At 45.6% G+C, this 26,319-nt stretch carries 25 protein-coding genes; 11 read left to right on the top strand and 14 right to left on the bottom strand.

The genetic code is table 11. From position 1 onward, the window contains the following. Nucleotides 1-256: 256 nt before the first annotated feature. Genes VRU48_RS15290 through VRU48_RS15270 form a run of 5 tightly spaced genes read left to right on the top strand, consistent with a single transcriptional unit; the run spans nucleotide 257 to nucleotide 5,573 of the window. Nucleotides 257-973: a peptidylprolyl isomerase gene (locus VRU48_RS15290; RefSeq protein WP_330108795.1), complete on the top strand. Its 717-nt coding sequence runs from the start codon at nucleotides 257-259 to the stop codon at nucleotides 971-973. Nucleotides 974-976: 3 nt separating this feature from the next. After that, nucleotides 977-1,744 (top strand): exodeoxyribonuclease III, encoded by a 768-nt coding sequence (locus VRU48_RS15285; RefSeq protein WP_330108794.1) that lies wholly within the window; start codon nucleotides 977-979, stop codon nucleotides 1,742-1,744. Nucleotides 1,745-1,784: 40 nt separating this feature from the next. After that, nucleotides 1,785-3,035 carry an imidazolonepropionase gene (gene hutI, locus VRU48_RS15280; RefSeq protein WP_330108793.1) on the top strand — a complete coding sequence of 417 codons (1,251 nt, stop codon included), beginning with the start codon at nucleotides 1,785-1,787 and terminating at the stop codon, nucleotides 3,033-3,035. Continuing rightward, entirely contained in the window at nucleotides 3,028-4,038 is a 1,011-nt protein-coding gene (locus tag VRU48_RS15275) for a formimidoylglutamase (RefSeq protein WP_330108792.1), read from the top strand. The genes hutI and VRU48_RS15275 overlap by 8 nt, the downstream gene beginning before the upstream one ends. Nucleotides 4,039-4,055: 17 nt before the next feature. Next, nucleotides 4,056-5,573 carry a sulfatase family protein gene (locus VRU48_RS15270; protein ID WP_330108791.1) on the top strand — a complete coding sequence of 506 codons (1,518 nt, stop codon included), beginning with the start codon at nucleotides 4,056-4,058 and terminating at the stop codon, nucleotides 5,571-5,573. 150 nt (nucleotides 5,574-5,723) lie between these two features. Here the strand turns inward: VRU48_RS15270 and VRU48_RS15265 are convergent, their stop codons facing one another. The 9 genes from VRU48_RS15265 to VRU48_RS15225 all read right to left on the bottom strand — a co-directional run bounded on the left by VRU48_RS15265 (nucleotide 5,724) and on the right by VRU48_RS15225 (nucleotide 12,861). After that, nucleotides 5,724-5,885 (bottom strand): hypothetical protein, encoded by a 162-nt coding sequence (locus VRU48_RS15265; protein ID WP_330108790.1) that lies wholly within the window; start codon nucleotides 5,883-5,885, stop codon nucleotides 5,724-5,726. Next, complete coding sequence (locus VRU48_RS15260) at nucleotides 5,869-6,456, bottom strand: 5-formyltetrahydrofolate cyclo-ligase (RefSeq protein WP_330108789.1); 588 nt, start codon at nucleotides 6,454-6,456, stop codon at nucleotides 5,869-5,871. The genes VRU48_RS15265 and VRU48_RS15260 overlap by 17 nt, the downstream gene beginning before the upstream one ends. A 98-nt stretch (nucleotides 6,457-6,554) precedes the next feature. Further along, nucleotides 6,555-7,115 carry an elongation factor P gene (efp, locus tag VRU48_RS15255; protein ID WP_330108788.1) on the bottom strand — a complete coding sequence of 187 codons (561 nt, stop codon included), beginning with the start codon at nucleotides 7,113-7,115 and terminating at the stop codon, nucleotides 6,555-6,557. Nucleotides 7,116-7,272: 157 nt separating this feature from the next. Then, on the bottom strand, nucleotides 7,273-7,599 hold the full coding sequence (locus tag VRU48_RS15250) for a hypothetical protein (RefSeq protein WP_330108787.1): 327 nt from the start codon (nucleotides 7,597-7,599) through the stop codon (nucleotides 7,273-7,275). A 10-nt stretch (nucleotides 7,600-7,609) separates the two neighbouring features. Further along, nucleotides 7,610-8,221: an ABC transporter ATP-binding protein gene (locus VRU48_RS15245; RefSeq protein WP_330108786.1), complete on the bottom strand. Its 612-nt coding sequence runs from the start codon at nucleotides 8,219-8,221 to the stop codon at nucleotides 7,610-7,612. Nucleotides 8,222-8,259: 38 nt separating this feature from the next. Further along, nucleotides 8,260-9,045 (bottom strand): acyl-ACP--UDP-N-acetylglucosamine O-acyltransferase, encoded by a 786-nt coding sequence (gene lpxA, locus VRU48_RS15240; RefSeq protein WP_330108785.1) that lies wholly within the window; start codon nucleotides 9,043-9,045, stop codon nucleotides 8,260-8,262. After that, complete coding sequence (locus VRU48_RS15235) at nucleotides 9,045-10,454, bottom strand: bifunctional UDP-3-O-[3-hydroxymyristoyl] N-acetylglucosamine deacetylase/3-hydroxyacyl-ACP dehydratase (RefSeq protein ID WP_330108784.1); 1,410 nt, start codon at nucleotides 10,452-10,454, stop codon at nucleotides 9,045-9,047. Before VRU48_RS15235 ends, lpxA begins: the two co-directional genes overlap by 1 nt. Then, on the bottom strand, nucleotides 10,455-11,528 hold the full coding sequence (gene lpxD, locus VRU48_RS15230) for a UDP-3-O-(3-hydroxymyristoyl)glucosamine N-acyltransferase (RefSeq protein ID WP_330108783.1): 1,074 nt from the start codon (nucleotides 11,526-11,528) through the stop codon (nucleotides 10,455-10,457). A gap of 109 nt (nucleotides 11,529-11,637) precedes the next feature. Continuing rightward, the gene (locus VRU48_RS15225) at nucleotides 11,638-12,861 is read right to left on the bottom strand and encodes an HD domain-containing protein (protein ID WP_330108782.1); all 1,224 of its coding nucleotides are present in this window, start codon (nucleotides 12,859-12,861) and stop codon (nucleotides 11,638-11,640) included. A 100-nt stretch (nucleotides 12,862-12,961) separates the two neighbouring features. On the opposite strand from VRU48_RS15225, the gene porX reads away from it, so the two are divergent. The 4 genes from porX (at nucleotide 12,962) to VRU48_RS15205 (ending at nucleotide 17,148) form a co-directional block, all read left to right on the top strand. After that, entirely contained in the window at nucleotides 12,962-14,515 is a 1,554-nt protein-coding gene (gene porX, locus VRU48_RS15220; RefSeq protein WP_330108781.1) for a T9SS response regulator signal transducer PorX, read from the top strand. A 184-nt stretch (nucleotides 14,516-14,699) separates the two neighbouring features. Beyond that, a complete protein-coding gene (gene tsaE / locus VRU48_RS15215; protein ID WP_330108780.1) occupies nucleotides 14,700-15,125 on the top strand; it encodes a tRNA (adenosine(37)-N6)-threonylcarbamoyltransferase complex ATPase subunit type 1 TsaE in 426 nt (141 codons plus the stop codon). 110 nt (nucleotides 15,126-15,235) lie between these two features. Continuing rightward, the gene (locus VRU48_RS15210; protein ID WP_330108779.1) at nucleotides 15,236-16,462 is read left to right on the top strand and encodes an alanine dehydrogenase; all 1,227 of its coding nucleotides are present in this window, start codon (nucleotides 15,236-15,238) and stop codon (nucleotides 16,460-16,462) included. Nucleotides 16,463-16,464: 2 nt separating this feature from the next. Continuing rightward, nucleotides 16,465-17,148, top strand: a complete 684-nt coding sequence (locus VRU48_RS15205) for a M15 family metallopeptidase (RefSeq protein ID WP_330108778.1) — start codon at nucleotides 16,465-16,467, stop codon at nucleotides 17,146-17,148. A gap of 471 nt (nucleotides 17,149-17,619) precedes the next feature. Here VRU48_RS15205 and VRU48_RS15200 read toward each other — a convergent pair whose 3' ends face one another. Genes VRU48_RS15200 through VRU48_RS15180 form a run of 5 tightly spaced genes read right to left on the bottom strand, consistent with a single transcriptional unit; the run spans nucleotide 17,620 to nucleotide 22,404 of the window. Continuing rightward, nucleotides 17,620-18,168 carry a histidine phosphatase family protein gene (locus tag VRU48_RS15200; protein WP_330108777.1) on the bottom strand — a complete coding sequence of 183 codons (549 nt, stop codon included), beginning with the start codon at nucleotides 18,166-18,168 and terminating at the stop codon, nucleotides 17,620-17,622. A gap of 8 nt (nucleotides 18,169-18,176) precedes the next feature. After that, nucleotides 18,177-19,226: an aminotransferase class I/II-fold pyridoxal phosphate-dependent enzyme gene (locus tag VRU48_RS15195; protein ID WP_330108776.1), complete on the bottom strand. Its 1,050-nt coding sequence runs from the start codon at nucleotides 19,224-19,226 to the stop codon at nucleotides 18,177-18,179. Beyond that, nucleotides 19,226-20,275: a glycosyl hydrolase family 18 protein gene (locus VRU48_RS15190; protein WP_330108775.1), complete on the bottom strand. Its 1,050-nt coding sequence runs from the start codon at nucleotides 20,273-20,275 to the stop codon at nucleotides 19,226-19,228. The genes VRU48_RS15195 and VRU48_RS15190 overlap by 1 nt, the downstream gene beginning before the upstream one ends. A gap of 4 nt (nucleotides 20,276-20,279) precedes the next feature. Further along, entirely contained in the window at nucleotides 20,280-21,068 is a 789-nt protein-coding gene (locus VRU48_RS15185; protein WP_330108774.1) for an alpha/beta hydrolase, read from the bottom strand. 10 nt (nucleotides 21,069-21,078) lie between these two features. Then, on the bottom strand, nucleotides 21,079-22,404 hold the full coding sequence (locus VRU48_RS15180; protein ID WP_330108773.1) for a D-alanyl-D-alanine carboxypeptidase/D-alanyl-D-alanine-endopeptidase: 1,326 nt from the start codon (nucleotides 22,402-22,404) through the stop codon (nucleotides 21,079-21,081). A 52-nt stretch (nucleotides 22,405-22,456) separates the two neighbouring features. Between VRU48_RS15180 and VRU48_RS15175 the strand changes: the two genes are divergently transcribed. Next, nucleotides 22,457-23,710, top strand: coding sequence for an aspartyl protease family protein (locus VRU48_RS15175; protein WP_330108772.1), 1,254 nt, complete (start codon nucleotides 22,457-22,459; stop codon nucleotides 23,708-23,710). 98 nt (nucleotides 23,711-23,808) lie between these two features. Next, on the top strand, nucleotides 23,809-26,307 hold the full coding sequence (locus VRU48_RS15170; RefSeq protein WP_330108771.1) for a zinc-dependent metalloprotease: 2,499 nt from the start codon (nucleotides 23,809-23,811) through the stop codon (nucleotides 26,305-26,307). The last annotated feature ends 12 nt before the right edge of the window (nucleotides 26,308-26,319 follow it).

Below are 26,319 nucleotides of genomic sequence, written 5' to 3'. Positions count from 1 at the left end.
ATAAATTTTTGAAACAAATGGAGAATAATTGTTAAAAAATGGTAAATATAGCTTGGCGCACTTATTTCGATTGTTTTTAAACATCAGACTAACAACTATTTAGCTTATATCTCGAGCACACTTGCGAAGTTTATTAAACTTCGCAAGTGTGGCGCTTTGGGCTAACCTAACCTTTCAACTTTCCAACATTTAACCATAGGCAGAACTAAAGAACCAATTATTTAATTTTATAACTTAGCGCCAACCAAGTCCAAACATGAAAAAGCTTTTTACCTTATTGCTCAGTCTTTGCTTTGTGCAGGCTTTTGCCGCCAAGCCCAAAAACCAGTATATCAGAATAACGACTTCAAAAGGCGAGTGTATCATCAAACTGTATAACGAAACGCCTTTGCACCGCGATAATTTTATCAAACTGGCCAAAGAAGGCTATTACAACGGCACCTTGTTTCACCGGGTCATCAAAGCCTTTATGATCCAAGGCGGCGATCCCGATTCGAAAAATGCCAAACCCGATTCGCTTTTAGGCAACGGCGGTCCGAAATATACCATACCCGCTGAATTCCGCGATAGCCTTTTCCACAAAAAAGGTGTTTTGGCCGCCGCCAGGGAGGGCGACAATACCAATCCGGAAAAAGCATCGAGTGGTAGCCAGTTCTACATTGTACAGGGCAAGGTTTTCACTGATTCGATGCTCAACGTGCTCGAAGAAAAACGACTGAAATTCAAAATCCCAGCTTGGCAGCGCGAAGTATACAAAACCATTGGCGGCGTACCGCATCTAGACCGCAACTATACCGTTTATGGCGAAGTAGTGAAGGGATTGGAAATGGTTGACCAGATTGCCGAAGCGGTTACCGACAAGAACAACCGCCCAAAGGAAGATATCAAAATGACCGTTTCGGTACTCACCAAACGCGAAACCAAAAGACTAGAAAAAGAGCTGGCCAAAAAAGCCCGCCAAAAGCATACATAACACATGAAAATCATTTCTTATAACGTTAACGGCATCAGGGCCGCCGCCACCAAAGGCCTTTTCAACTGGCTACAGGCCACCGATGCCGATATGGTTTGCCTGCAGGAGGTAAAGGCCCTACAGGAACAAATTCCAGATATTTTAGCGCTCATCGAGCAATTGGGCTATCACCATTACTGGTTTCCGGCCGAGAAAAAAGGTTATAGCGGCGTTGCCATCCTCACCAAAATTAAGCCTAACCACATTGCCTATGGCTGTGGCGAACCTTGGATTGATGCCGAAGGCCGGATTTTAAGAGCCGATTTTGACGATTTTTCGCTGATGAGCCTCTACATGCCTTCGGGTTCGAGCGGCGACGAAAGGCAGTTGAAAAAATACGAATTCATGCGCTTTTTCGATGTGTACATCGACGAGTTGCGCAAGCTTCACCCCAATTTGATCATTTCGGGCGATTACAACATCTGCCACAAACCCATCGATATTCACAACCCTAAATCAAATGCCAACTCATCGGGATTTTTGCCCGAAGAACGCGAGTGGATGGAGCTGTTTATGAACAATGGTTTTATCGATTCGTTCAGGCATTTTAACAAGGATCCGCACCACTACACCTGGTGGAGCTACCGTGCTGGTGCGCGTGGCAAGAACCTGGGTTGGCGCATCGACTACCATTTGGCTTCGATGCCAATGGAACATCGCTTAAAAAACGTAAGGATTTTGCCTGATGCCCTGCACTCCGACCATTGTCCGGTTTTACTAGAAATTGATTGATAAACAGGCCGGCTCATGGCCAGCTACTTGATTTTGCGCTATGCTGATTACAAATATTAAAGGCCTTGTTGGCGTTCACCCCAAAGAAAAACTATTGCTCCGCGGACAGGAATTGGCCGATTTGCCTGTTTTGGAAAACGCGTGGATCTTATTGGAGGATGGCCTGATCAAAGATTTTGGCACGATGGATTCGCTGTCTGAAACCATCAAATCGCAATACGCAACACACGATAAGCATAGCGCCGAAGGCCGTTACGTTTTCCCTTCCTGGTGCGATAGCCATACACACATTGTCTTTGCCGCTCCTCGCGAAGAAGAATTTGCGCTCAAAATTGCCGGTAAAAGCTACGAGGAAATTGCTGCCGCTGGTGGAGGCATCCTCAATTCGGCCCGCAAACTACAGGATGCCAGCGAAGACGAACTTTTTGAAAGTGCCAGCGCAAGGCTGCGCGATATGATCAGGCAGGGAACGGGAGCAGTAGAAATCAAGAGCGGTTATGGCCTGAGCGTAGCCAGCGAGCTGAAAATGTTGCGGGTAATCCTGCGCCTCAAACAGGCTTTCCCTATTCCAATCAAAGCCACTTTGCTGGCCGCACATGCCTATCCGCAAGCCTATAAAAACGACCATGCCGGTTACATCAGACTCATTACCGAAGAATTGTTGCCTGCCGTAGCCAAAGAAAACCTAGCCGACTACATGGATGTTTTTTGCGAGCAGGGCTTCTTTTCCATCAGCGAAACCGACGAGCTACTCAGTGCCGCCGCACAGTATGGCCTCAAACCGAAGATACACGCCAACCAGCTTTCTGTTTCGGGCGGCGTACAAATCGGGGTACAGCACCATGCCGTATCAGTCGATCATTTGGAAGAAACCGATGGCTCGGTACTCGCTTGTTTATCAAGCAGCGACACCATCGCTACCCTCTTGCCTTCATGCTCGTTTTACTTGGGCATTCCGTTTGCCAATGCCCGTGGCTTGGTCAATGCCAATGCCATTGTGGCTTTAGCCACCGATTATAATCCGGGTTCTACCCCATCGGGCAACATGAATTTCGTGGTTTCATTGGGTTGTATTAAATTGAAATTGCAACCCCAAGAAGCCATCAATGCCTGTACCTTAAACGGAGCTGCCGCCATGGAGCTGAGCCACGAAATCGGCAGCATCGCCATTGGCAAAAGGGCCAATCTTTTTATTACTAGACCTATGCCTTCCTTGGCATTTTTGCCTTACAGCTTTGGCCAAACACAGGTAGAAACGGTTATTTTAAACGGAGAGATTTACCATGGATAAGCTCCGAATCTATACGCAGGGCGATGTACTGGAATTGGTCAATACCCGTCCCGGCGAAACCAAACTGGGCGAAAAAGTGCTGGTTTATCATCATGAGCCTACATCGGAAGATCAAACCACTTTAGCAAACCTCAAAAACTCTCCAGCAAAATTTGTGTTGTTGGGCATCCCCGAAGACATCGGCGTAAGGGCAAATTACGGAACCGGCGGTACAGCCAGTGCTTGGCCAGCAGTCTTAAAAACCTTGCTCAATACCCAAAGCAACCCGTTTTTAACTGGCGAAGAAATTTTGGTGCTGGGCCATTTTGATATTGCCGAACCCCTGGATCAGTCCATAACGGCCTTACGAGATAAAACTGCAGCGATAGACCTTTTGGTTTATCCTGTAATCCAACAAATTGTGGCTGCCGGTAAAATTCCGATGGTAATTGGTGGCGGACACAACAATGCTTTTCCGATCATCTGGGGCACATCTTTAGCGCTACAAGAAGCGCTTAACCTGGTTAATATCGATGCCCACGCCGACTTGCGCAACCCCGAAGAAGGCCGGCACAGCGGCAACGGCTTTAGTCATGCGCTGGCCAAAGGCTATCTAAACCAGTACCGCGTTTTTGGCTTGCATCAGAATTATGTAAACCAGGCTCTGCCCCACTTCATCGCAAAACATACCAATTTACAAGCCTGCTATTTCGACGATTTGCTGCAACAGGCTTCCCTTAGCCAAAGCTGGTCATCGTTTGTAGAAGACCTCGATTCGCCTTTGGGTCTGGAAATTGACCTCGACAGTATCGAAAATGTATTATCGAGCGCCAGCAGCCCGTCTGGATTTGCCTTGAACGACATCCGCAGCATCCTTTTGCACAACCGCAAAAAATGGAGCTATTTGCATATTTGCGAGGGAGCCACTAAATTGGCCAACGGACGCGAAGATTTGGGCACCGGCAAAACCATTGCCTACTTGGTGACCGATTTTGTTAAAAACTACCTGAATATTAAAGTTTAACCTAATATACATCTCCTATGAAAAAAATCACCCTGGCTTTTGCTTTTGCAGTAGCCTTAGTTGGGCATGCCTTAGCCCAGCAAAAAACCGTGCAGACTAAGCCCAACGTTATTTACATTTACGCCGACGATTTGGGCTACGGCGACCTGAGCTGCTATGGCGCCACCAAACTGCATACGCCCAATCTTGACAAATTGGCCAAGCAAGGGCTACGCTTTACCAATGGCAATGCCACCTCTTCAACCTGCACGCCTTCTCGCTATGCCTTAATGACGGGCCAATATCCGTGGCGCAAACAAGGTACCGGCGTATTGCCCGGCGATGCGGCCCTGATTATCCCGACAGACAAAATGACCTTGCCCAAAGTATTTAAACAGGCGGGTTACGCCACAGGGATTGTGGGCAAATGGCACTTGGGGTTGGGTACACAGGTAGCCAAAGACTGGAACGGCGAAATCAAGCCCGGGCCAAATGAGGTGGGTTTCGATTATTCCTTTATTTTTCCGGCAACGGCCGACAGGGTACCTACCGTATTCTTGGAAAACCAAAAAGTATTGGCGCTCGACTTGAAAGACCCGATCGAAGTAAATTACAAAACCAAGGTGGGCACCGATCCAACAGGCAAAGAACACCCCGAATTGCTTAAAATGAAGTCGTCGCCAGGCCAGGGCCACGATGCCACCATTGTAAACGGCATTGGCCGCATTGGTTTCATGAGCGGTGGCCAAAAGGCGCGTTGGGTAGATGAAGAAGTATCGACCACTTTTTTAACCAAAGCCAAAAATTTCATTGTCGAGCACGCAACGAAGCCTTATTTTCTTTATTTCTGCCTAACCGAACCTCATGTGCCGCGCATGCCTGCCACGATGTTCAAAGGCAAAAGCGGTTTGGGTTACCGTGGCGATGCCATTTTGCAGCTAGATTGGACCGTAGGCGAAATCATGAAGCAATTGGAAGCCAGCGGGCAAAGCAAAAGCACCTTGATTATTTTCAGCAGCGATAACGGTCCTGTATTAGACGATGGTTACCAAGACGAGGCAGTAACCCAACTCAACGGACATACACCAACAGGGCCTTTGAGAGGGGGCAAATACAGCTCGCTGGAAGCCGGAACCCGGGTACCTTTCATCGTAAACTGGCCCGGAACGGTTAAACCCGGCGTTTCTTCGGCCATGGTTTGCCAAATGGACCTGATTGCCTCTTTTGCCAGTCTGCTTCATGTAAAAATACCTGCCGGCGAAGCTACAGACAGCGAAAATACGCTAAATGCCTTGCTAGGCAAGAGTGATAAAGGCCGAACAACATTGGTTAAGCACTCTGGCTCGTTGTCTGTGGTAAAAGATGGCTGGAAATACATTTCGCCAAGCAAAGGGCCCGCCCTTGATAAGCTGGTTGATATAGAAACGGGCAATTTGGCTACCCCGCAGCTGTATCACCTAACTGAAGACATTGCCGAGAAAAGCAACCTGGCCGATAAGTACCCCGAAAAGGTAAAAGAACTGGCCGATTTGCTGGAAACGATTAAGAAGAAGTAGCCACACTTTCGAAGTTTTAAAAACTTCGAAAGTGTCTTATTTGGCGTTAAGCGCTAGGCGTTTTTACCGAACGCCCGATAAGCAAACAACGAATGAACCAATGAGCTAATGAACCTGTAGACTTGATGAAGTTAAAAACCTTCATCAAGTCTACAATTCTTCCGCTTCGTAACGGTCGGCGGCTTTCATCATGATTTCCATGTCGGCCTTTTGCTGGGCGCTAAGCGGTTCTTCCTGCTCCTGCATTTCGAAAATGGTAATCATGGTTTCTTCGTACTGCTTGGCAGAGGTAATTCTAAAGTCCTTGTCCATGGTGATTAGGCGTAAAGTCGATAATTCGTTCGGGGGTAATACATTTATCCAAGCGGATATCATTCAAATGTACATCATTAATTTGTGCTGCCGCATCAAAAAAAGATAATCCTATTTTTTGGGCAGCTAAATTCTCCAAAAAGCGGTCGTAAAAGCCCTTGCCGTAGCCCACGCGGTAACCTCGCTCATCAAAAGCCAGCAAAGGCACAAGCACCATATCGGGCGTTCCTTCAAAAGCCTCGGCATTTTGTGGTTCGGGGATATCAAACTGGTTAAGGGCCAAATCAGACTGGCCCCGGTAATGGAAATGGCTCATCAGGTTCGACTCGAAATCGGCCTTGGGCACAATTATCTTGATTTCCGGATGGTTTTGGAGCAACCAATCGATCAGCAGCAAAGTATTGGGTTCTTTGTGCCTAAGAATGGGCAAAAAGATATGAAGGCTTTGTATATTGGAAAAATCGAGCGTTTTAAAGCGCTCCAGCAGCTTTTCATTCAGCTTGGCGAGTTCTTGTTCGCTCAGCGATTTTCGTTGCAGTAAGGCTTGTTTACGGAGGTCGGCTTTGCGCATGGCGATGGAGGTTTGGACCAATATAAAAAAAATATGGCTTCGGGAACCACTCCGAAGCCACAATCAACCTAAACCTAAAACTAAACTATGAAAATTTATTATTTTACTCTTTCAATATAGTCTCCAGTGCGTGTATCAACCTTAACTTTGTCGCCTTGGTTAATAAACATTGGGACTTTAATTTCTACCCCTGTTTCTACAGTTGCGTATTTCATCGCATTGGTAGAGGTGTTGCCTTTTACTGCAGGCTCAGAATAGGTAATTTCCAACTCTACGTTCGAAGGCAATTGCGCCATGATCGGCTCGTCGCTTTCAAAGGCTACGATTACGTTCAAGCCTTCTTTCAAGAACTTTACGCCTTCGCCAAATAAGAATTTAGGCACAGTGTATTGTTCGTAACTTGTGTTGTCCATTACCACCAACGAATCGCCATCTTCGTAAAGATATTGGAAGTCGTTGGTTTCCACACGGCAAATTTCCACCTCTTCGTCAACACGGAAACGGTATTCTACCGATTTTCCAGTTTTAACATTGCGCATTTTAGCTTGATAAAAAGCTCTTAAATTGCCCGGCGTACGGTGAATAAATTCTTCTACTTGTACCAAATCTCCGTTGAAGCGAAGAATGTTGCCGTTTTTAATGTCTGATGCTTTTGCCATTTGGTTTGAAATTGCGCCTATTCCTATGCCGCTTTTTCGTGGCGCAAAGGTATAGACTATTTTTTAATTATACAATAGTAATTTTAAAATATTTTTTAATGTTGCTTTTAAACAGAAATAGACCGTTTTTTGACCAAAATTTCTAGCGTAAAGGTATTTATTTCTCGGCAATTACAGAAGATGTTTTGTCGCTAATGCGCCATAAAAAAATCACACACGCTAAAAAACCGCTAAGCAAAAGCATATTTGTTACAGAGTCCGAAGATTCCTGTCTGTGGATTTGCCTTATCTCATTCAAGTATTCCTTAGCTTGCCCTTTAAGCTTGTTGACATCATTTTCTTGCGCTATTTCCAATTGTTTGGCTATTATTAAACCATTATTCTTTGTGGCGGCCAAATCAAGCTTGCCAAAGAATCGTAAAAACAGACAACACAACAATACAAACGCAATCAATTTAAAAAGCAAGGCTATCGTTTTCTTCATGCCGTCCAACTTACTTATAGTCCGTAATACTTAACCTATGGTCACAAAAATCGTATTCGTGCGCCTGATTGGAACCAATAACCGTAATTCTGTTGCCCGCAAAACGGCTCATCAGCTCATGATACCAGGCTACGCCCTGCTCGTCGAGGTTGGAAGTAGGCTCATCCAAAATCAGGATCGGCGTATCGGCGCAACAGGCCAAAGCCAGCTTGGTGCGTTGCTTCATGCCCGACGAAAAATGCTTCAAGGCTTTATCTTTGGCTTTTTCGAGGCCCAAAATACCAATCAATGCCTTCGCATCGAGGCCTTGGGCATAGTTTTTAAACTGGAAATGGAAATTGATGGTTTCGGTTAGGGTAAACTCTTCTACCAAATCGAGGTAAGGTCCGGCAAAGCTCAAATGTTGGTATACTTGCTCTACCGGCGTATCGGGGTCGCTGTATTTCAGCTCGCCTTCAGACGGAGTGAGGTTGCCCAGCAAAATGCTCAGCAAGGTCGACTTTCCGGAGCCATTAGGCCCCAAAACCGCATATTTTTGCCCCGAAACAAAGCGATAATCTACATTTCTGAAGATCCATTCTTTGTTAAAGCGCCTGCCAATATGATCGAGCTTGATTTCCATTAATGATTTACGCAGGGATTGGCAAAGCTTTGAGCGATTTAGCTGCTGGTTCCGAAGCCCCTCATGACGCCACGGTTCGAGTTGCGGATAAAATCAACAATCTCATCGCGGATTTCGGTTGGCTGAAACTCGGCTTCAATAATGTCTAATGCCTTGGTTACGTTGTTGTTCTTTACAAAAAGTACGCGGTAAATCTCTTGTATCTCGTTTATTTTTTCTGGCGAGAAGCCTCTGCGGCGCAGGCCTACCGAGTTGATCCCCACATAAGAAAGTGGCTCCCTAGCCGCCTTTACATAAGGAGGAACATCTTTACGCACCAACGAACCTCCGGTTACAAAAGCATGCGAACCCACTTTTACAAACTGGTGGATGGCCACCAAGCCTGCCAATACCACATAATCGCCAATGGTGATGTGACCGGCCAAGGTAGTACTGTTAGAAAAGATACAGTTGTTGCCCACTTCGCAGTCGTGCGCAATGTGCGAATAAGCTTGAATCAGACAGTTGCTGCCAATTACCGTTTTCCATTTGTCTTTGGTGCCACGGTTAATGGTTACGCATTCGCGAATGGTGGTGTTGTCGCCAATTTCTGCAGTGGTCACTTCGCCGGCAAACTTCAAATCCTGCGGAATGCCCGAAATAACCGAACCCGGGAAAATACGGCAGTTTTTGCCGATACGGGCACCGTCCATAATGACTACGTTAGACCCAATCCAAGTTCCTTCGCCAATTTCTACGTCTTTATGAATGACCGCAAAGGGCTCAACAACTACATTGTCTGCAATTTTTGCTTGGGGGTGTATATAAGCTAGGGGTTGTATCATTATGCTGTTTCGCTGTCTTTAACTTTTACTATTTGGGCCATCATTTCGGCCTCTACTACTACTTTATCGCCAACCATGCCCACGCCTTTCATTTGTGCAATGCCTCTGCGCATCGGCTCCATCAAATCGCACCTAAAGATAATCGTATCTCCGGGCACTACTTGGGCCCTAAAACGTACATTGTCTATTTTAAGGAAGTAGGTTAGGTAGTTTCTCGGGTCTGGCACGGTACTGAGCACCAAAATACCTCCCACTTGGGCCATCGATTCGATTTGCAGCACGCCCGGCATTACCGGTGCGCCCGGGAAGTGCCCCTTAAAGAACTCTTCGTTCATGGTTACGTTTTTTACGCCAACCACGTGGGTTTTCGAAATCTCGATTACCTTATCTACAAACAAGAACGGCTGCCTGTGTGGCAACATGTCCATTACCTGCACTACATCAAAGATAGGTTTGGTATTCGGATCGTATACTTTTTGTATTTTTTTGCCTTTTTCTTTTTTAATGGCCGCTTTTATCCTTTTGGCAAAGGCTACGTTGGCGGCGTGGCCTGGTCTGGCCGCCATGATGTGGCCTTTCAGGTGAACGCCTACCAAAGCCAAATCGCCAATCATGTCTAACAGTTTATGACGGGCTGGCTCGTTTTGGTAGCGAAGCTCCATGTTATTTAAAATACCTTGTGGCGCTACTTCAATGGCTTTTCTTTTAAAGATCGTAGCCAAATGGTCGAGTTCCTCGCGGGTTACCTCTTTATCCACAATAACGATGGCATTGTTCAGATCGCCACCTTTAATCAGGTTATTTTTAAGCTGATACTCCAGTTCGTGCAAAAAGCAGAAGGTACGGCACGAAGCGATTTCCTTCTTAAACTCGGCGATGCTCGAGATCCCGGCGTGCTGGCTGCCCAAAACCGGCGAATTGTAGTCGATCATGCAGGTAAAACGATAATCATCAAGCGGCATGGCCACAATTTCTACCTTTCTGTCGGCTTCAGTATAGGTAATGTTATGCGGAATGGTAAAATATTCTCTGTCGGCATTTTGCGAAATTACGCCCACTTCTTCCAAAGCCTCGATAAACTGAATGGCGCTGCCATCCATAATCGGGGTTTCTGGGCCGTCGAGCTTCAGCAACACGTTGTCGAGGTCCATACCCACCAACGATGCCATCACGTGCTCTACGGTACTTACGCTTGCTCCGTTTTGGCTAATGGTAGTGCCACGGGCCGTATCGGTTACATTATCGCAGTCGGCTTCAACAATCGGCTGACCAGGAAGGTCGATCCGCTGAAATTTAAAACCGTGGTTTTCTGGAGCAGGACAAAATGTTAACGTCACATTTGCACCGGTATGCAGGCCTACGCCTTTAACCGATATCTCGCTCTTTATCGTCTTTTGCTTAACGTTCATTTATCTATTTTGTGTTGTCGTAATCTGTTCGATGAGCGCATTAAGTTCAGCAATTTTGGCTTCTAATTCGCGTACGCGCTTTTCTACATCGGGCAGCTTCTTAAATATAACGGTAGAACGCATCCATTCTTTTAACGGCTGCGCCGGACTACCGTGCCATTGTTTATTGTCTTCTGTATTGAAATTGATTCCGGCTTGTGCACCCACTTGCGTGCCCTTGCCTAAATTCAAGTGGCCGGCAATGCCCACCTGGCCTCCGATTACCGAATTATCGCCAAGTTTGGTGCTGCCCGAAATACCGCTTTGCGCAGCTACCACCGAGTGTGCACCAACATCCACATTGTGCGCAATTTGGATCAGGTTATCGAGTTTGGCTCCTTTGCGGATAAAGGTAGAGCCCATCGTAGCCCTATCAATGGTGGTATTGGCACCAATTTCTACATCGTCTTCAACCACCACGTTGCCAATCTGGGCAATTTTGTTGTAGGTACCGTCGGGCTGAGGCGCAAAGCCAAAGCCATCGCTACCAATTACCGCATTGGCGTGTATGGTAATGCGGTTGCCCAAAATGGTACGGTTGTATATTTTAACGCCAGGGTAAAGCATTACGTCGTTGCCAATCTTGGTGTCGGCGCCGATATAAACCTGGGTATGGATCTTGCAGTTATCGCCAATGACCACATTTTCTTCGATGGTACAAAAGGCACCGATATAAACGTTTTTGCCAATTTTTGCCGAAGGATGGATGAAACAAGGCTGATCGATGCCCGGTGTGGTGCGGTCTTGGTTAACCACTTCGTTGTATTTTTCTAAAAGGATAGAAAACGAGCTGTAAGGGTCTTTTACCTTAATCAGCGTACAATTTACAGGCTGTGCGGGCACAAAATCCCTCGATACGATTACTACAGAAGCCTGTGTAGTGTACAAGTAGCTTTCGTACTTGGGGTTGGATAAAAAGCACAGCGACCCAGCACCTCCACTTTCTATTTTGGAGAGCTCTTTGACCGTAGCGGTCTCATCTCCTTCAATAGTTCCATCTAAAAATTCGCTTATCTGCTTGGCAGTAAATTGCATCTTACAAAGTTAAATGTTAAATTGATATGAACAAATAAACAACGGCGGTTAATTGTTACAAGGATAAGACAAAAACGCCTTTTGTGCCCTTAAATTTTGTTAAAAAATGCTAAATGCCTCTCACGTAACAAAGAATATGTTTTTTTACCGTCTTATCCAAAGATTCTAAGTTAGATAAATCCGAGGCTTTTGCAATATCTACCAGCTCATTATTCTTCATCAAGATGTTAATATTGCTATTGCCTGCATTGTAGGCCCTGTTTCTTATGGTATCGGTAAATACAAAATAGGCGACGTCGTCTTCGTCCAAATGCAGGGCCAGCATGGTGTTGTCGGCCAGCGCGGCTATCCTTTCGGGGGCAGGTTCGGCATTGCTGATCTCTACCTTATACAGCTTGCGGGCATTGAGCATTTGACACAAACGCGACAAAATCGGGTCGTCGTGATCGGCCCAAACCTTTACCGAAGCGTAAATATCCTGGTCGTCGAGCTTCGCAAACTGCTGCAAATGGATTTCATCTTCAAAGAAATTGAGCTCGGTAATGTCGTTCTGCATAAAATGCTGCAAGGCCGGCGTGGCAAAAAGCTCAACACCGCCAGAGGCCAGCTCTTTGGCTCTTTCCAAGATCTTAACCAACAGCTGCTCGCCGGCAATTACAGTTTTGTGCAAATAAACCTGCCAGTACATCAGCCTGCGGGCAATCAGGAATTTTTCGATCGAATAAATGCCTTTCTCCTCAATCACCAGCTGATCGTCTACCACGTTGAACATTTTAATGATGCGGTCGAAACTGATCACCCCTTCGCTTACCCCCGTAAAAAAGCTGTCGCGGTTCAGGTAGTCCATGCGGTCGAGGTCTAATTGGCCAGAAATCAACTGGCAAAAGAAGCGACGGTGGTAATTGCCCCTGAAAATATTGATGGCGGTAGTCAATCTTCCTTCAAACTCCTCGTTCAGCTGGTCCATCATCAGCATCGAAATGTCTTCGTGCATCACGCCCGTAATGAGCGTATGTTCGAGTGCATGCGAAAAAGGACCGTGTCCTATATCGTGGAGCAAAATGGCGATGGTAGCCGCCTCTTCCTCTTCAGCACTGATGTGGTGGCCCTTGCTACGCAACACTTCTATAGCCAGCCCCATCAGATGCATGGCGCCCAGCGCATGGTGAAAACGGGTATGCAATGCGCCTGGGTAAACCAAATGGGTCATTCCCAACTGCTTAATATACCTTAGGCGCTGAAAATACGGATGGGAAATGAGGTCATAAATCAACGCCGATGGGATGCTGATGAAGCCGTACACCGGGTCGTTTATTATTTTCTTTTTATTCAATTCTCAAAATTAAATTATACGGTACAAAAATTGCTATTTTTATCGATAGTAAAAAGCCTAGCGCTTTTAATGGAATTAATTTACATAAAAAATAGATATAATGCAGGAAACCAAAATTCTATGGGCCGACGACGAAATCAACTTGCTGAAGCCACATATTCTGTTGCTGAACGAAAAAGGCTATCAGGTAACTACGTTTACCAATGGCAACGATGCGTTGGAAGCCTTTGGAAAGGAACATTTCGACCTTGTTTTTTTAGACGAGAACATGCCCGGAATGAGCGGACTGGAAACACTTTCTGCCATTAAAAACATCCGGTCTGACGTACCTGTGGTGCTGATTACCAAAAGCGAAGAAGAAAACCTGATGGAAGACGCCATCGGTTCGAAAATAGACGACTACCTGATCAAACCGGTTAATCCGAAGCAGGTTTTGTTAACCATCAAGAAAATCATCGACAACAAACGTCTGGTGAGCGAGCGCACTTCGTCGGCCTACCAACAGGATTTTAGACGCCTGGGCATGACCTTAAACGATAAGCTGAGCTATGAGGAATGGGTAGAAGTTTATAAAAAATTGGTTTTTTGGGAGCTGGAGCTGGAAAAGCTCGATGATCCGCAGATGCATGAGATTTTGACCATGCAAAAATCGGAGGCCAATATGCAGTTCTCCAAATTTATTGAAAACCACTACCTGGATTGGGTAAACGGCAAGGGCGAATCGCCATTGTTGTCGAACGAGCTGTTGAAAAAGAAGGTTTTTCCGTTAATCAACAGCACTACCCCGGTATTTTTTATTTTGATAGACAACCTGAGGTACGACCAATGGAAAATCATCAATCCGCTGATTACCGAATATTTCCGTTTGGAAGAGGAAGATACTTATTCGAGTATTTTGCCTACGGCTACGCAATATGCACGTAATGCCATTTTTTCGGGATTAATGCCTTTGGAAATGGAGAAACGTTTTCCGGCGCTATGGCAAAACGACGACGACGAGGGGGGCAAGAACCTGCACGAAGAAACATTCTTGGGCGAACAGATCAAGCGCAGCCTGCGTAAAGACTGTAAATTCAGCTACCACAAGGTGCTTACTTTTGACCAAGGCAAGGAACTAACCGAGCAGGTAAACAACCTGATGCAAAACGAGTTTAACGCTTTGGTTTACAACTTTGTGGATATGCTTTCGCATGCGCGTACCGATATGCAGATGATCAGGGAACTGGCCAACGACGACGCAGCCTACCGTTCTTTGACTTTGTCGTGGTTCGAGCACTCGCCTTTGTTAGACTTGCTTAAAAAAATCTCCCAAAAACGGGTAAAACTGATTATTACAACGGATCATGGCACCATTAGGGTAAAGCATCCAAGCAAGGTTATCGGCGATAGGAATACCAATACCAACCTGCGCTATAAACAGGGCCGTAACCTTAATTTTAATCCGAAGGAAGTGTTCTTGATCAAAAACCCACACGAGGCGCAATTGCCGAAAATCAATATCAGTTCTAACTACATTTTTGCCAAGGAAGACCAATACTTCGTTTATCAGAACAACTATAACCAGTTTGTGAACTACTACAACGAAACCTTCCAACATGGGGGTATTTCGTTGGAGGAAATGATTATTCCGGTGGTGACGTATAGTTCGAGGTAATGTGTAGGATTAGTTGAGTTTTTACCGTCTTAGACGCCTAAGAAGCTTATTGGTCAATTGTTAAATTGTTTTTAGTGTTCGTGGCTTTAGCTATCGAACGATGGACTATCAGACCATGGGCTATTGACTTCCGACTATCGACTTTAAGCTTTGGTCTTTACGCTTCGAACCTTAAATTTGCACCATGAACTCCATCACCATCAATAGCCTCAACGAATTACCTAACGTGGCCGAAAAGTTGCTCCATTTTGCCAATGGCGAACGTTTTTTTGTTTTTGAAGGCGATATGGCCGCGGGCAAGACCACTTTTATCAAGGCCCTTTGTCAAGCGTTGGGCATCACCGATGTGGTGAGCAGTCCCACGTTTTCTATTGTTAACGAATACGACAGCGTGGCGGGTCCGGTTTACCACTTTGATTTTTACCGTTTAAAAAACCTTCAGGAGGCCTACGATATCGGCTATGAAGAATATTTTTATAGCGGCAGCTATTGTTTGGTAGAGTGGCCTCAAAAAGTAGAAGAGCTTTTGCCAGACCGTTACATTAAGGTAGCCATCTCCATTACGGGCAGCGAACAGCGCCGCTTCGATTTGGAGCATATTGGCGCCTAATCGGCTTTACTGGTTTTGTCAACACCGGCTCTTTTCTATGTATTTCATAGTGAGCTATTCGCAGATTTTCCGTAACTTCAAGCACCTAAATAAAAACTACCCAATTTATCATGGCTACAGGATTACGTGAAGGCATGGCTGCCATAGCCCAAAGAGGCTTGATGCAACCCCAAGAGTCAATGTTAGAAACGAACAAGAAGAGCAACAGTTTATACATCGGTATTCCCAAAGAGATTTCTTTTCAAGAGTGCAGAATAGCACTTACTCCCTTATCGGTAGCTCTTTTGGTTAACAATGGGCATCAGGTGGTTATCGAATCGGGCGCTGGCAACGGCGCCAACTTTACCGACAAAGACTATAGCGAGCAGGGCGCGCAGATTTCTTTCAGCAAGAAAGACGTGTATGCAGCCGATATTATTGTAAAGATCGCTCCGCCAACCTTAGAAGAAATAGGTTTGATGCACAAAGGGCAAACCCTCATTTCGGCCCTGCAAATCGGTACGCTTAAAGAGGCCAACCTCAAGGCCATCCTCCATAAAAAAATCAATGCGCTTTGCTTTGAAAACCTGCGCGACGAAGGCAATGTGCTAAGCGTTGTGCGTGCCATGGGCGAAATTGTAGGTGCGGCTTCTATTTTTATTGCGGCCGAATACCTCAGTGCCGCTTTTGGTGGCAAGGGCCTGATGTTGGGCGGATTTACGGGTGTTCCCCCTACCGAAATCGTGATTTTGGGTGCCGGAACCGTGGGCGAATATGCCGCGCGCACGGCGCTTTCGTTGGGTGCCGAAGTTAAGGTTTTTGACAGCTCGATATTTAAGCTTCGCCGTTTGCAAAACAATCTGGGCAGTCGCGTTTTTACCTCGGTTATGCAACCTATTGTGTTGGCTAAGGCCATTACCACTTGTGATGTGGTGATTGGCGCTATCCGTTCGCAACATGGCCGCAGCCCTTGTTTGGTAATGGAAGAAACGGTTAGTCGCATGAAACCTCATTCGGTGGTAGTTGATGTTAGCATTGACCAGGGTGGCTGTTTCGAAACTTCGGAAGTAACCAACCACAAGGATCCTGTTTTTATCAAGCATGACGTGATCCATTACTGTGTGCCTAATATTGCCTCGAGGGTACCAAGAACGGCTTCTTATGCCCTGACCAACATTTTTGCGCCTATTTTGATTGATATTGGCGAAATGGGAGGCTTGATGAACATGGCTTGGAACAGGCCGGGCATTCGCGAAGCACTATACTGCTATCATGGGCATTTAACCAATAAAGACCTGGCCAATATGTATAATTTGCCATTCAAGGATTTGGAATTGCTGGTGGTGGCCAATCAATAATTATGAAAAGACTTTTATCCCTGGCCTTGGTGGCTGCCTGCTTGAGCTCCTGCGCCCAAAAAAATGCGCAAAACCCTTACGGACTGGCCATTGTGAGCGACTATAAAACCTACAAGGCCGATTTAAGGACTCATCCCAATAACGAGCTGGTCGAGATCAAGAAGGCCATTCCTTCGGTTGTGCTCGATATCAGGTATGCTACCACCAACAATTTTATGCAACAGGTGATGTATAAGCAGGCGCGTGCTTTTGCGCGCAAGCCGGTTGTTGAGCAATTGAAAAAGATACAGGCGGTTCTTAATCAAAAAGGCTATGGTTTAAAGATTTTCGACGGTTACAGGCCTTATGCCATTACCGTGGCTTTTTATCAAAAGGCAAGCGATAAGAATTTTGTGGCCAACCCCAATAAAGGCTCCAAACATAATCGGGGATGTGCCGTTGATTTAACCATTATCGACTTAAAAACCGGCAAAGATGTTCCTATGCCCACGCCTTACGACAGTTTTGCACCCGAGGCCGCCCCACATTACCAAAAACTGCCTGCCAACGTAATTAAAAACCGCGATTTTTTGATTGCTACTATGCAGGCTAATGGCTTTAAGGTAATTTACAACGAGTGGTGGCATTTCGATTTTAATGGTTGGCAAGAATATGATTTAATGGATATTCCATTTGAAAAGCTTTAACGGGTTCAACCACCTTAGGCGCCTAAAAATAACGACGGCTTAAACAACCCGTGTTTATTTAGCAATAACGCGAAAAAGCAAATCTTAACTTAAAGCAATGACTAAGGTGTCTGAGGTGGTGAAACTAAAATTTCGGCCTCTAATCCATCGACTAATGTAGTTTCGGCGTTAATGGGGTTAACCGCCTTAGACGCCTAAGAACGGCTAAGACTTGAGCTTCATCGGCTTACCAAGTTAAACTCGAGAAAAACAAACCTCAACTTTAAGCAACAGCTGAGGCGTCTTAGGTGGTGAAACTAAAATTTAGGCTTTAATTGTGTTACCGCCTCAGACGCCTAAGAACAGCTAAGGCTTGACGCATCAGCTTGACAAGTTTAGACGAGGGAAAAACAGCCTTAACTTTAAGCAATAGCTAAGGTGTCTTAGGTGGTGAAATCAGGTTTGATCTCGGATGTATAAAAAACTGAGAAACTATGATTTGGGTTTCGCTGCGACTTCCTGTTTGGTATGATGTTCGGCACCGTAATGATCTACGCTCACATCGGCTTTGTCGCCCTTAACGGTGAGGGTAAAGATATAGTCGTAATCGTCGTCGGTAAGCTCTTTTATTGGCCTGGTGCCCCCAAAGGCTTCAATCAGTTCGAGCAACGTGTTAGAATGGCCTACAATTAATATTTTCTTGCCCTTGGCGTTGGCCATCAGTTGCTTGGCCAATTCTTTCTGATAGTTAGGGTTATAGGTTTTAAGCGAAATACCTTCCCTATCGGCCAATTGAAAAGCCGTTAACTTGCTTCTTTTATAGGCCGTAGTAAAAATCGAATCGAGTTTTTGTCCTTTTAGATACTTGAAAAGGTCGCTTGCACGCACTTTTCCTTCGGGCGACAAATCCGGATCGTTGTCTTTCGGGTTGTCCGTTTGTTTTTCGGCATGCCTCACTATCCAGATCTTCACAGTTTTTTGAGCACTCAGGTTCTGTTGCCCCAACAAAACCGCTAAAAATATCAATACAAAGGTTCTCATCTTCAAAATTATAATGCGTTTATCAATTCTTCAATGGCTGTTTCGCTATGCCAACTGCTCAGCACAATCCTATTGATGATTTCGCCATCCTTATCGGGATAGGGAAACGAAGAAATCAGGATGTTCTTGGCCAATAACTGTTGGCTAAGTTCTGCATTTTTGCAGAAAAAAACAGGAAATTCGGGGATAAAATGCCAGCCTTTTTTACCGGCCAGCGCAGTGGCCATACGTTTGGTCAGGTGTTGAAGCTTATTGAGTTCTGTTTCATAAATTTCGTCGGCCTGCATCAAGGCAAAAAGCCCAGCTGCCGCAGGCGGCGAAGCGCCCAGAAACTCGTTGCTTTGCTTCAGCTTGCTGATGATTTTTTCAGCCCCCAAAACCAACCCCGCATCTACCCCCAATGCCTTGGCCATAGAAGCCACCACAACCGTTTCGATGTGATTGGCTACAGGCAAGGCCGAAAATGCGCCCAGCCCTTTGTTATTGAGCCCCAGGCCATGCGAATCGTCAACAATCAGCAACACTCGCTTGCTTGAGCTGATCTGCTTTACAAACGAAAAGTCATAAATCTCTGGAAAGAGGTTGTTCATCGAATTGCTGATGAGCACCCATTGCTCCTGCTTGCTTCGGTTAATGGTATCGACAATAGTTTCAGCCCAAGCGCTAAATGTCCCTGTTGTTTGGGGTTCTTGGTCCAACCATAATGCCGGATGGCAAGCCGGTGCATAGCAAATCTGGCCCCAATTCCTCAGGTTTTTAACCACGAGCTGCGCGGCCAGGTAACCACTCGAGCTAAGCAAAGCGGCTTCGGCACCGAATTTTTTAGCCAAGTGTTTTTCGGCTTCGTTGTAAATGCCCAGCTGGATGTTATTGTTCCTGCTGGAGCCGTTGTTCAAGCCAAATTGTTCAAGGCCCCGTACGTAATTGCGCAAAAAGGCTTCATTATTCGGGATGCCCAAATAAGCCGTTCCCCCAAAATAGAGATAGCTTTTTCCGGCTACTTCAATGCTTGGGGCCAATGCGCCCTGCAACTGATTAAACACGTTTTGGTTTGGCATTAATAGGTTCTTCCCAATTGGTCGTTTGCCGCCCTGATCAATGATTTGGTCGTATTCGAATCGAACGAAAACTCCCAAAACATAATGCCGTTGGCCCTGTCTTTGGCCAGCTGCGTTTTTTGTTTGATAAGGTTGATACCATTGAACCAATACTCTACACCAGCTACCATGCCACTATTGCCCGTTACATCAACTCCGGCCGCTTCGATATCGCGGTAGGATTTGGCCGAACCTGTTGAATTTTCGCCATACAAAGGCAAGCCCACAATGGCTTTTTCTTTAGGCAGTCCTTTTACCCCTAGCCATTGGTCTAAACTGGCTACGCTCATTTTGTATGAAGCGTGCTGATAAGGCTCGGCCTGATCGTAACCTGGGCCATCGTACTGCATGATGTTAAAAAAATCGACATATTGAAAAACTTCTGGCTTAATGCCCTCTCTAATGCCACCGGAATATACCGCCGGAGTAACCGCAGCACTCAAAAACTTGTTGATTTTATGCAGTTCGGTAGAAAGCTCCTTCATCAACAGGGTAAAATTGTCGGCCGAAGGTGCGGAACCAGAAGTGCTTGGATATTCCCAATCGATATCTACTCCATTAAGGTCGTTGTTTTTGGCAAAATTAACCACGTTGGTTACAAATTTGGTCCTTGCGGTTGCCGAACTGGCCATCGTGGCAAAATAGGCGCTGCTACCCGAAACCGAAATGCCCACTTTTACATTGTTGGCCCGGGCCCTTTGCATTACCGTAGCAAATCGACTTGGCTGCGACAGGGCTTTTAGCGTACCATCGGCCGCGGCATCGATTTCTAAAAAGGCATAAAACAAATGCGTAATCATCTTATACTTGCTAATGTCGACCGTTTCTGGATCTTTATAGCTCGGCATATAGGCCACGATCTTAAAGCTGTTGTCGGGTATGTAAGGTGTTGGGGTAACGGCTGGTGGCGTATTGTTGTCCGATTCGGCTGGCTGGCTATCGCTTTTCTTACAAGCGCCAAATGCAAAAAGACCTAGGGAACAAATGAGGAGTAGATTTTTTAATTTCATGCGGTTACTTCAATTGATTTTTAAAAAACTCAAACTGCTGGCGGATAGATTTTGCCCAGTAAGCTTTATGATGTGCTCCGGGTTGAGAAATGTAAGTAGCATTTAATTTCAGGCTGTCGCATTTTTGCTTGAGCTCGTTGTTTGAGGCATAGAAAAAATCGTCGGCGCCACAATCGAAAATAATGGGCTTGGCATTGCCTTTTAATTGCCCGATATTATCGATAACCGAATATTTTTTCCACGCCTCGTCTGTTAGCGGCGGGTTTCCCAATAAATCTCCCAAGCCAAACTTACCAAATCCATCTGACAATTTTATCCCCCCGCTGGTACTACCTGCACCGGCAAACAATTCGGGCCGCTGGATAAACAGGTGCAAGGCGCCATGCCCACCCATACTCAGGCCGGTGACGAAGACGTTTTGGCCGTCTGTTTTATACTTTTTATGAATATCGGGATACAATTCGTTGAAAAAGAACGTTTCGAACTGCCAGTCTTTTTTTACCGGACTATTGAGGTACCAGCTGCTGAACAGGCCATCGGGACAAACAATGATAAAGCCATACTGATCGGCGTATTTTTGGGCATCCATAATGTTGTTCCACTGCTTATAATTGCCTGAATAGCCGTGCAACAGGAAAATAACGGGAAATCGATCTTGCTGATTGTAATTTTTGGGCTTAAACACCCAGGTCGTATCAGCCTTGGGCAGGTTTTTGCTTTGGTAAATGAGCTGGTCTTGCGCCGAAACCTTAAGGCCCAACAACAGCAACAGGCCCAATAAATAGCTTTTCATCTTTTCGATTCTAAAAATTCTCATGGATATAGGTCATCAGCCGCACCATTTCGTTCCTCACCTCTGACGTTGGTTGCACAAAATTATTGTTCATGAAAGAAAAAATAAGTACCCGACCTTTTTTGGTTACCACATAACCGCTTTGGTTATGGTTGTTAGACAGGCTGCCCGTTTTGCCAAAAACAAAAGGATTATCGGTTTTGGGATAGGCATTTTTTAAAGTGCCCGTTTTGCCTCCTGCGGGCAATAGACCAAACAGCTTTTCCTTATTGTTTACTTCGGTGTAAATCAGTTCGAGTAGTTTCACCATATCTCTAGGCGTAAACAGGTTCCCTCTCGATAGGCCCGAACCATCAACCCATTTCGGCTTGTCGGGCAAGCTGGTTAAGTAGTGTTGGTCGATGTAGGCGATGATTTTGGCCGTATTCAGTTCTTCACCAACCCGATCGGCATAGGTAAGCAGCAACTGTTCGGCAATAAAGTTATCGCTGGGTTGCAGCATTTGCTTAAACACCGAATCGCTTTTCACATTGTAAATGGTTTTGGCGTTAGCTGGCATTTTGAGGTTAATTACCCCCACATATTTATTCAACGTATCCGCTAAAAGGTTTACCGTAGTGGCGGTATTCACTTTAAATGGCACCTGTTGCGCGGTTTTGGTGGTGATAGGCACTTTAGGATAAGTGAAATGGTTGCTGTTAAAATCGCGGGTAACCTTAAAAGCCTTGGCCTGGCTTGCGCTGTCGACAGCAAAGCAACTGGCAAAAATCTCGGGCGTGATTTTGATTTGGCCGTTGGTTGTTGTGCTCACAAGCACCATATTGTCCATCAAGGGCAATTCGTTAATCTCTGCCTGGTAATATTCGTTGTAGTCATCCCATTGCCAGCCGTTGCCATAAAAATTGCCGGTATACCTGCCTGGGGCGAAGAACAGTTTTTTGCTGCTGTTTTTTAAAAAATTATAGGCTTTGGTTCCCTTCAGTTGCGAGTGCAGGAAAGAAGGATCGCCGGTTCCCCAAAAAATAAGCGAATCTCCCCTTTCTACATAACGCAGCGAGGGAATGGAATCGGGAGCCATTTTCAGGCCGGCATAAAAAGTATAGAGCTTGGTATTGGAGGCCGGTGTAAAATACTTATCGGCATCTTTCTGAAAAAGCAGCTCTTTTTTGTCCATATCGTACAAGGCGAAGCCAACCTGGTATTTTTTGATCAATTCGGAATGCTGAAATTCTTTTTTTACTTTTCTTGAAATAATCCGGTTTGGCGTGCAGGCCAATTGGCAGGCAACAAAAAAGAACAAGAGGTAGGTAAACAGCTTTAAACTGGTTTTTTCCATTAAGTATTGGGCTATAGCAAAAATGTGCGTCCTAATTTATTAATTTAGTTTTATGAAATATTGGCATCGGGCAATAAAAATATACCTACTATTTGCTTTTTCTGGCTCAATTCTACTGCAAACGTTGTTGGCGGATGCCTGTTATGCCCAAAATTTTGTTTTTGAAGGGAAGCGCAAAAAAGACGCTTTAACCTTTGAGCAAATCAAAAACCTGATTGTGGTGCCGCTCTACCTCAACGGCAAAGGGCCTTACAATTTCATTCTTGATACCGGCGTAGGTTCGCTGATTATTACCGATCCGGGGCTATTAGATACTTTAAAGATCAAAAATCCAAGGACCATTAAAGTGTATGGCTTTGGCCAAGGCGAAGAAATAGATGCCTTTTTAACCAACGATGTCAGCGTAAAGATTTCGGAGGCCAGCGCCGCACATGTACCAACCGCTATTTTAAAGAAAGATATTTTTGACCTCTCGAGTTACCTGGGGCAGAAAATATACGGCCTCATCGGCTATCCGTTTTTCAACAGCTTTGTGGTCAAGGTAAATTACAGCGCCAGCAGGCTCAGCTTCTCGTTGCCTAGCGCAAACGTGAAGAAAAGAGGGCAGCAAATCCCGATATTCATCGAAAACAACCGGCCTTATCTTTTTGCAGACCTTGGAGGAGCTCAGCAACAACCTTTAAGGGTAAAGCTGATTATAGATTGCGGCGCCAGCCACCCCTTATCGATGTATGCCTTGGCGGGCAAGCCTTTTCCGATCCCGAAAGACACCATTTCGGCCAATTTGGGCGTGGGTTTAAGCGGGGTAATCAATGGCAGCATGGGAAGGCTCTCCTCGCTTACTTTGGGCAAATATTCCTTTAAAAATATCCTTTCGGGCTTTCCGGCCTATGAGGCTTTAGCCAAACAGGTGGGCTACGACAAAAACGACGGCAATTTGGGGGCCGAAGTGCTCAAGCGCTTTACCGTGGTTTTCGATTACCCCGGCCTTTCGATGTACCTCAAACCCAACGCCAACTACAACACTCCTTTTGAGCACGACATGTCGGGCATTGAGGTATACATGGACCCCAACAACAAAAAGCATGTTTTTATCGGTCGCATTGAACCCGGGTCGCCCGCAGAAAAGGCTGGATTTTTAGAGCAGGACGAGATTGTTTCGCTCAATATGCGCTTTATCCAGGAGTACTCATTGGAAGATATTTCGAAGCTGTTCAAGTCTGACGATGGCCGCACCATTTTGGTAGAAATTGTGCGCAACAACCGAAACCTCATCAAGCTGCTCAAACTTAAACGAAGGATTTAGTTTTGTCATCAGAGTGTAACATTCGCCTTTGGCGATTTCCTTTGCAAGGACACAATTCTATTTTAGCCTTTTATCACCAAACTAACTTTTTATAAAACATGATCAAAAACCAAAACTTATTAGCGGCAGCTAGTTTGTTTTTTTTATGCGCATTGGGCAGCACAGCCAGTTTTGCACAACAAAAGAAAACCACTACACCTCCAACTACCGCAGCTCCAGCGGCAGCAACGCCTCCGGCGGCCCCTAAAAAAGAGGGCATCAAGCCTTTTGCCGAGGTTATTACCGCTAAGGCCAAAACCAAAAGCGGCCTATTCAAAACGCACCGTTTAGACGATAAATGGTATTTTGAAATCCCCGATTCGATTTTAAACCGCGAAATGCTGGTGGTAACCCGTTTGGCCAAAGTGCCTTCTGGCGTTAAAGTTGGCAACCAACAATATGGCGGCGAGCAGTTAAACGAACAAGTTTGGCAGTGGGAACGTCGTGGCAAACAGATTTTTATCCGTGTACCGAGCTATGCCGTAAGAGCCGAAGAAAACACAGATATGTATCAATCTGTTAAGAATTCGAACCTTTCTACCATCTTGGCTTCTTTCGATATCAAAGCCTACAATAAAGACACCACAGGCGTAGTTATTGACGTAACCGATTTCTACAATGGCGATATTTTGGCTATTGGTGCCAGCGATGCCTTGAGAAAAGCCTACAAAACAACGGTTTACGACAATACCCGTTCTTATATCGACACCATCAAAACCTATCCATTGAACATTGAAGTGGGAACCGCTAAAACCTATCGCTCGGCCGAATCGCCAATTGATAACAGCATTGGTGCCGTTACTTTCGAATTCAACACTTCGATGTTATTATTACCAAAAACACCGGTTAAGCCTCGTTTTATGGATGCCCGTGTGGGTTTCTTTGGTCAGTCGCAGATTGATTTCGGTACCGATGCTCAAAAATCTGAGCGTACCGTTTATATCCACCGTTGGAATTTGGTGCCTAAAGATACCGTTGCCTACAAACGCGGCGAATTGGTTGAACCGGTTAAGCCGATTGTGATCTACATCGATCCGGCCACCCCTAAAAAATGGGTGCCATACCTGATTGCAGGTATCAACGACTGGCAAAAAGCTTTTGAAGCGGCTGGCTTTAAAAACGCCATTATTGGCAAGGAAGCTCCAACGCCTCAGCAAGATCCTGAATTTAGCGTAGACGATTCGCGTTATTCGGTAGTGCGTTATTTCGCATCCGACATTCAGAATGCCTACGGTCCGCACGTTTCAGATCCACGTACCGGACAAATTCTAGAAACGCACATCGGCTGGTACCACAACGTAATGAGCTTGTTGAGAAACTGGTTCTTTGTACAAACCGCTGCGATTAACCCAGAAGCCCGCAAAGCCAAATTCAGCGATGCGCAAATGGGCGAATTGATCCGTTTCGTTTCTTCGCACGAAATTGGCCATACTTTGGGCTTGCCACACAACTTTGGCTCTAGCTATGCTTACCCAGTTGATTCGTTGCGCTCAAAAGCCTTTACCGATAAATATGCTACAGCACCTTCTATCATGGACTATGCCCGTTTCAACTACGTGGCACAACCTGGCGATGGCGTGGTAAGAATGTATCCAGGCATCGGCGAATACGATAAATGGGCCGTTAAATGGGGTTACACCTGGTTTCCGGGCAACCTAACCGCACAACAGGAAAAAGATAAATTGGATGTATGGACCAAGGAAAAAGCAGGCAACCCGATGTATTTTTATGGTCGCCAAGGCAATGCCTACGATCCACGCGACCAGAGCGAAGACTTAGGCGACAATGCCATGAAAGCCAGTGGCTATGGTATTGCCAACCTGAAACGCATTTTGCCTAACGTAGAAAAATGGACTTTCGAAAAAGGCAAGGACTTTAGCAACCTGAGCGAAATTTATGGCGAAATTGTAGGCCAGTTTAACCGCTACATGGGCCATGTTACTTACAATGTAGGTGGCTTGTACGAAAACTTCAAAACCTACGATCAAGCTGGTGCCGTTTACAAATACCTAGACAAAGCCAAGCAAAAAGAAGCCATTACTTTCTTAAACCAACAATTGTTCACCACGCCGTTATGGTTGATCAACAGCGAGCAATTGAACAAATTCGATAATGGCGCTATGCTAACCCGCATCAAAGGCGTACAAACTTCAACCATCAACAACATCTTCACTTCGTCGAGGTTGTTGCGCATGTTGGATAACGAAGCCAAAAACGGCGCTACCGCTTATACTATTCCTGAGTTGTTTACCGATTTGCGTGGCACTATTTTCGCCGCCGGCCGACCTGATGCCTTTAAACGCAACTTGCAAAGAGGCTATATCGATCGTTTGGGAAGCTTAATGGTTGATGCCCCTGCACCGCAAGGCTTGCCTCCAGGCTTTACCTTTACCCCGGTAAACGTTTCGGTAACCGATATCAGACCATTGGTTAGAGCCGAGCTTAAAACCTTATTGGCTACCGCAAAAGCCCGTGGCGTTGCTGGTGATGCCAACATCAAGGCACACTACGAAGATCTAGCCGTTAGAATTAACGATATTTTAGATCCGAAAAAATAATACAAGCTAAGC

The sequence above is a fragment of the Pedobacter albus genome, assembly GCF_036324255.1.
In the GTDB taxonomy this organism is placed as follows: Bacteria; Bacteroidota; Bacteroidia; order Sphingobacteriales; family Sphingobacteriaceae; genus Pedobacter; species Pedobacter albus.
This window is presented reverse-complemented; position numbering and strand designations above follow the sequence as displayed.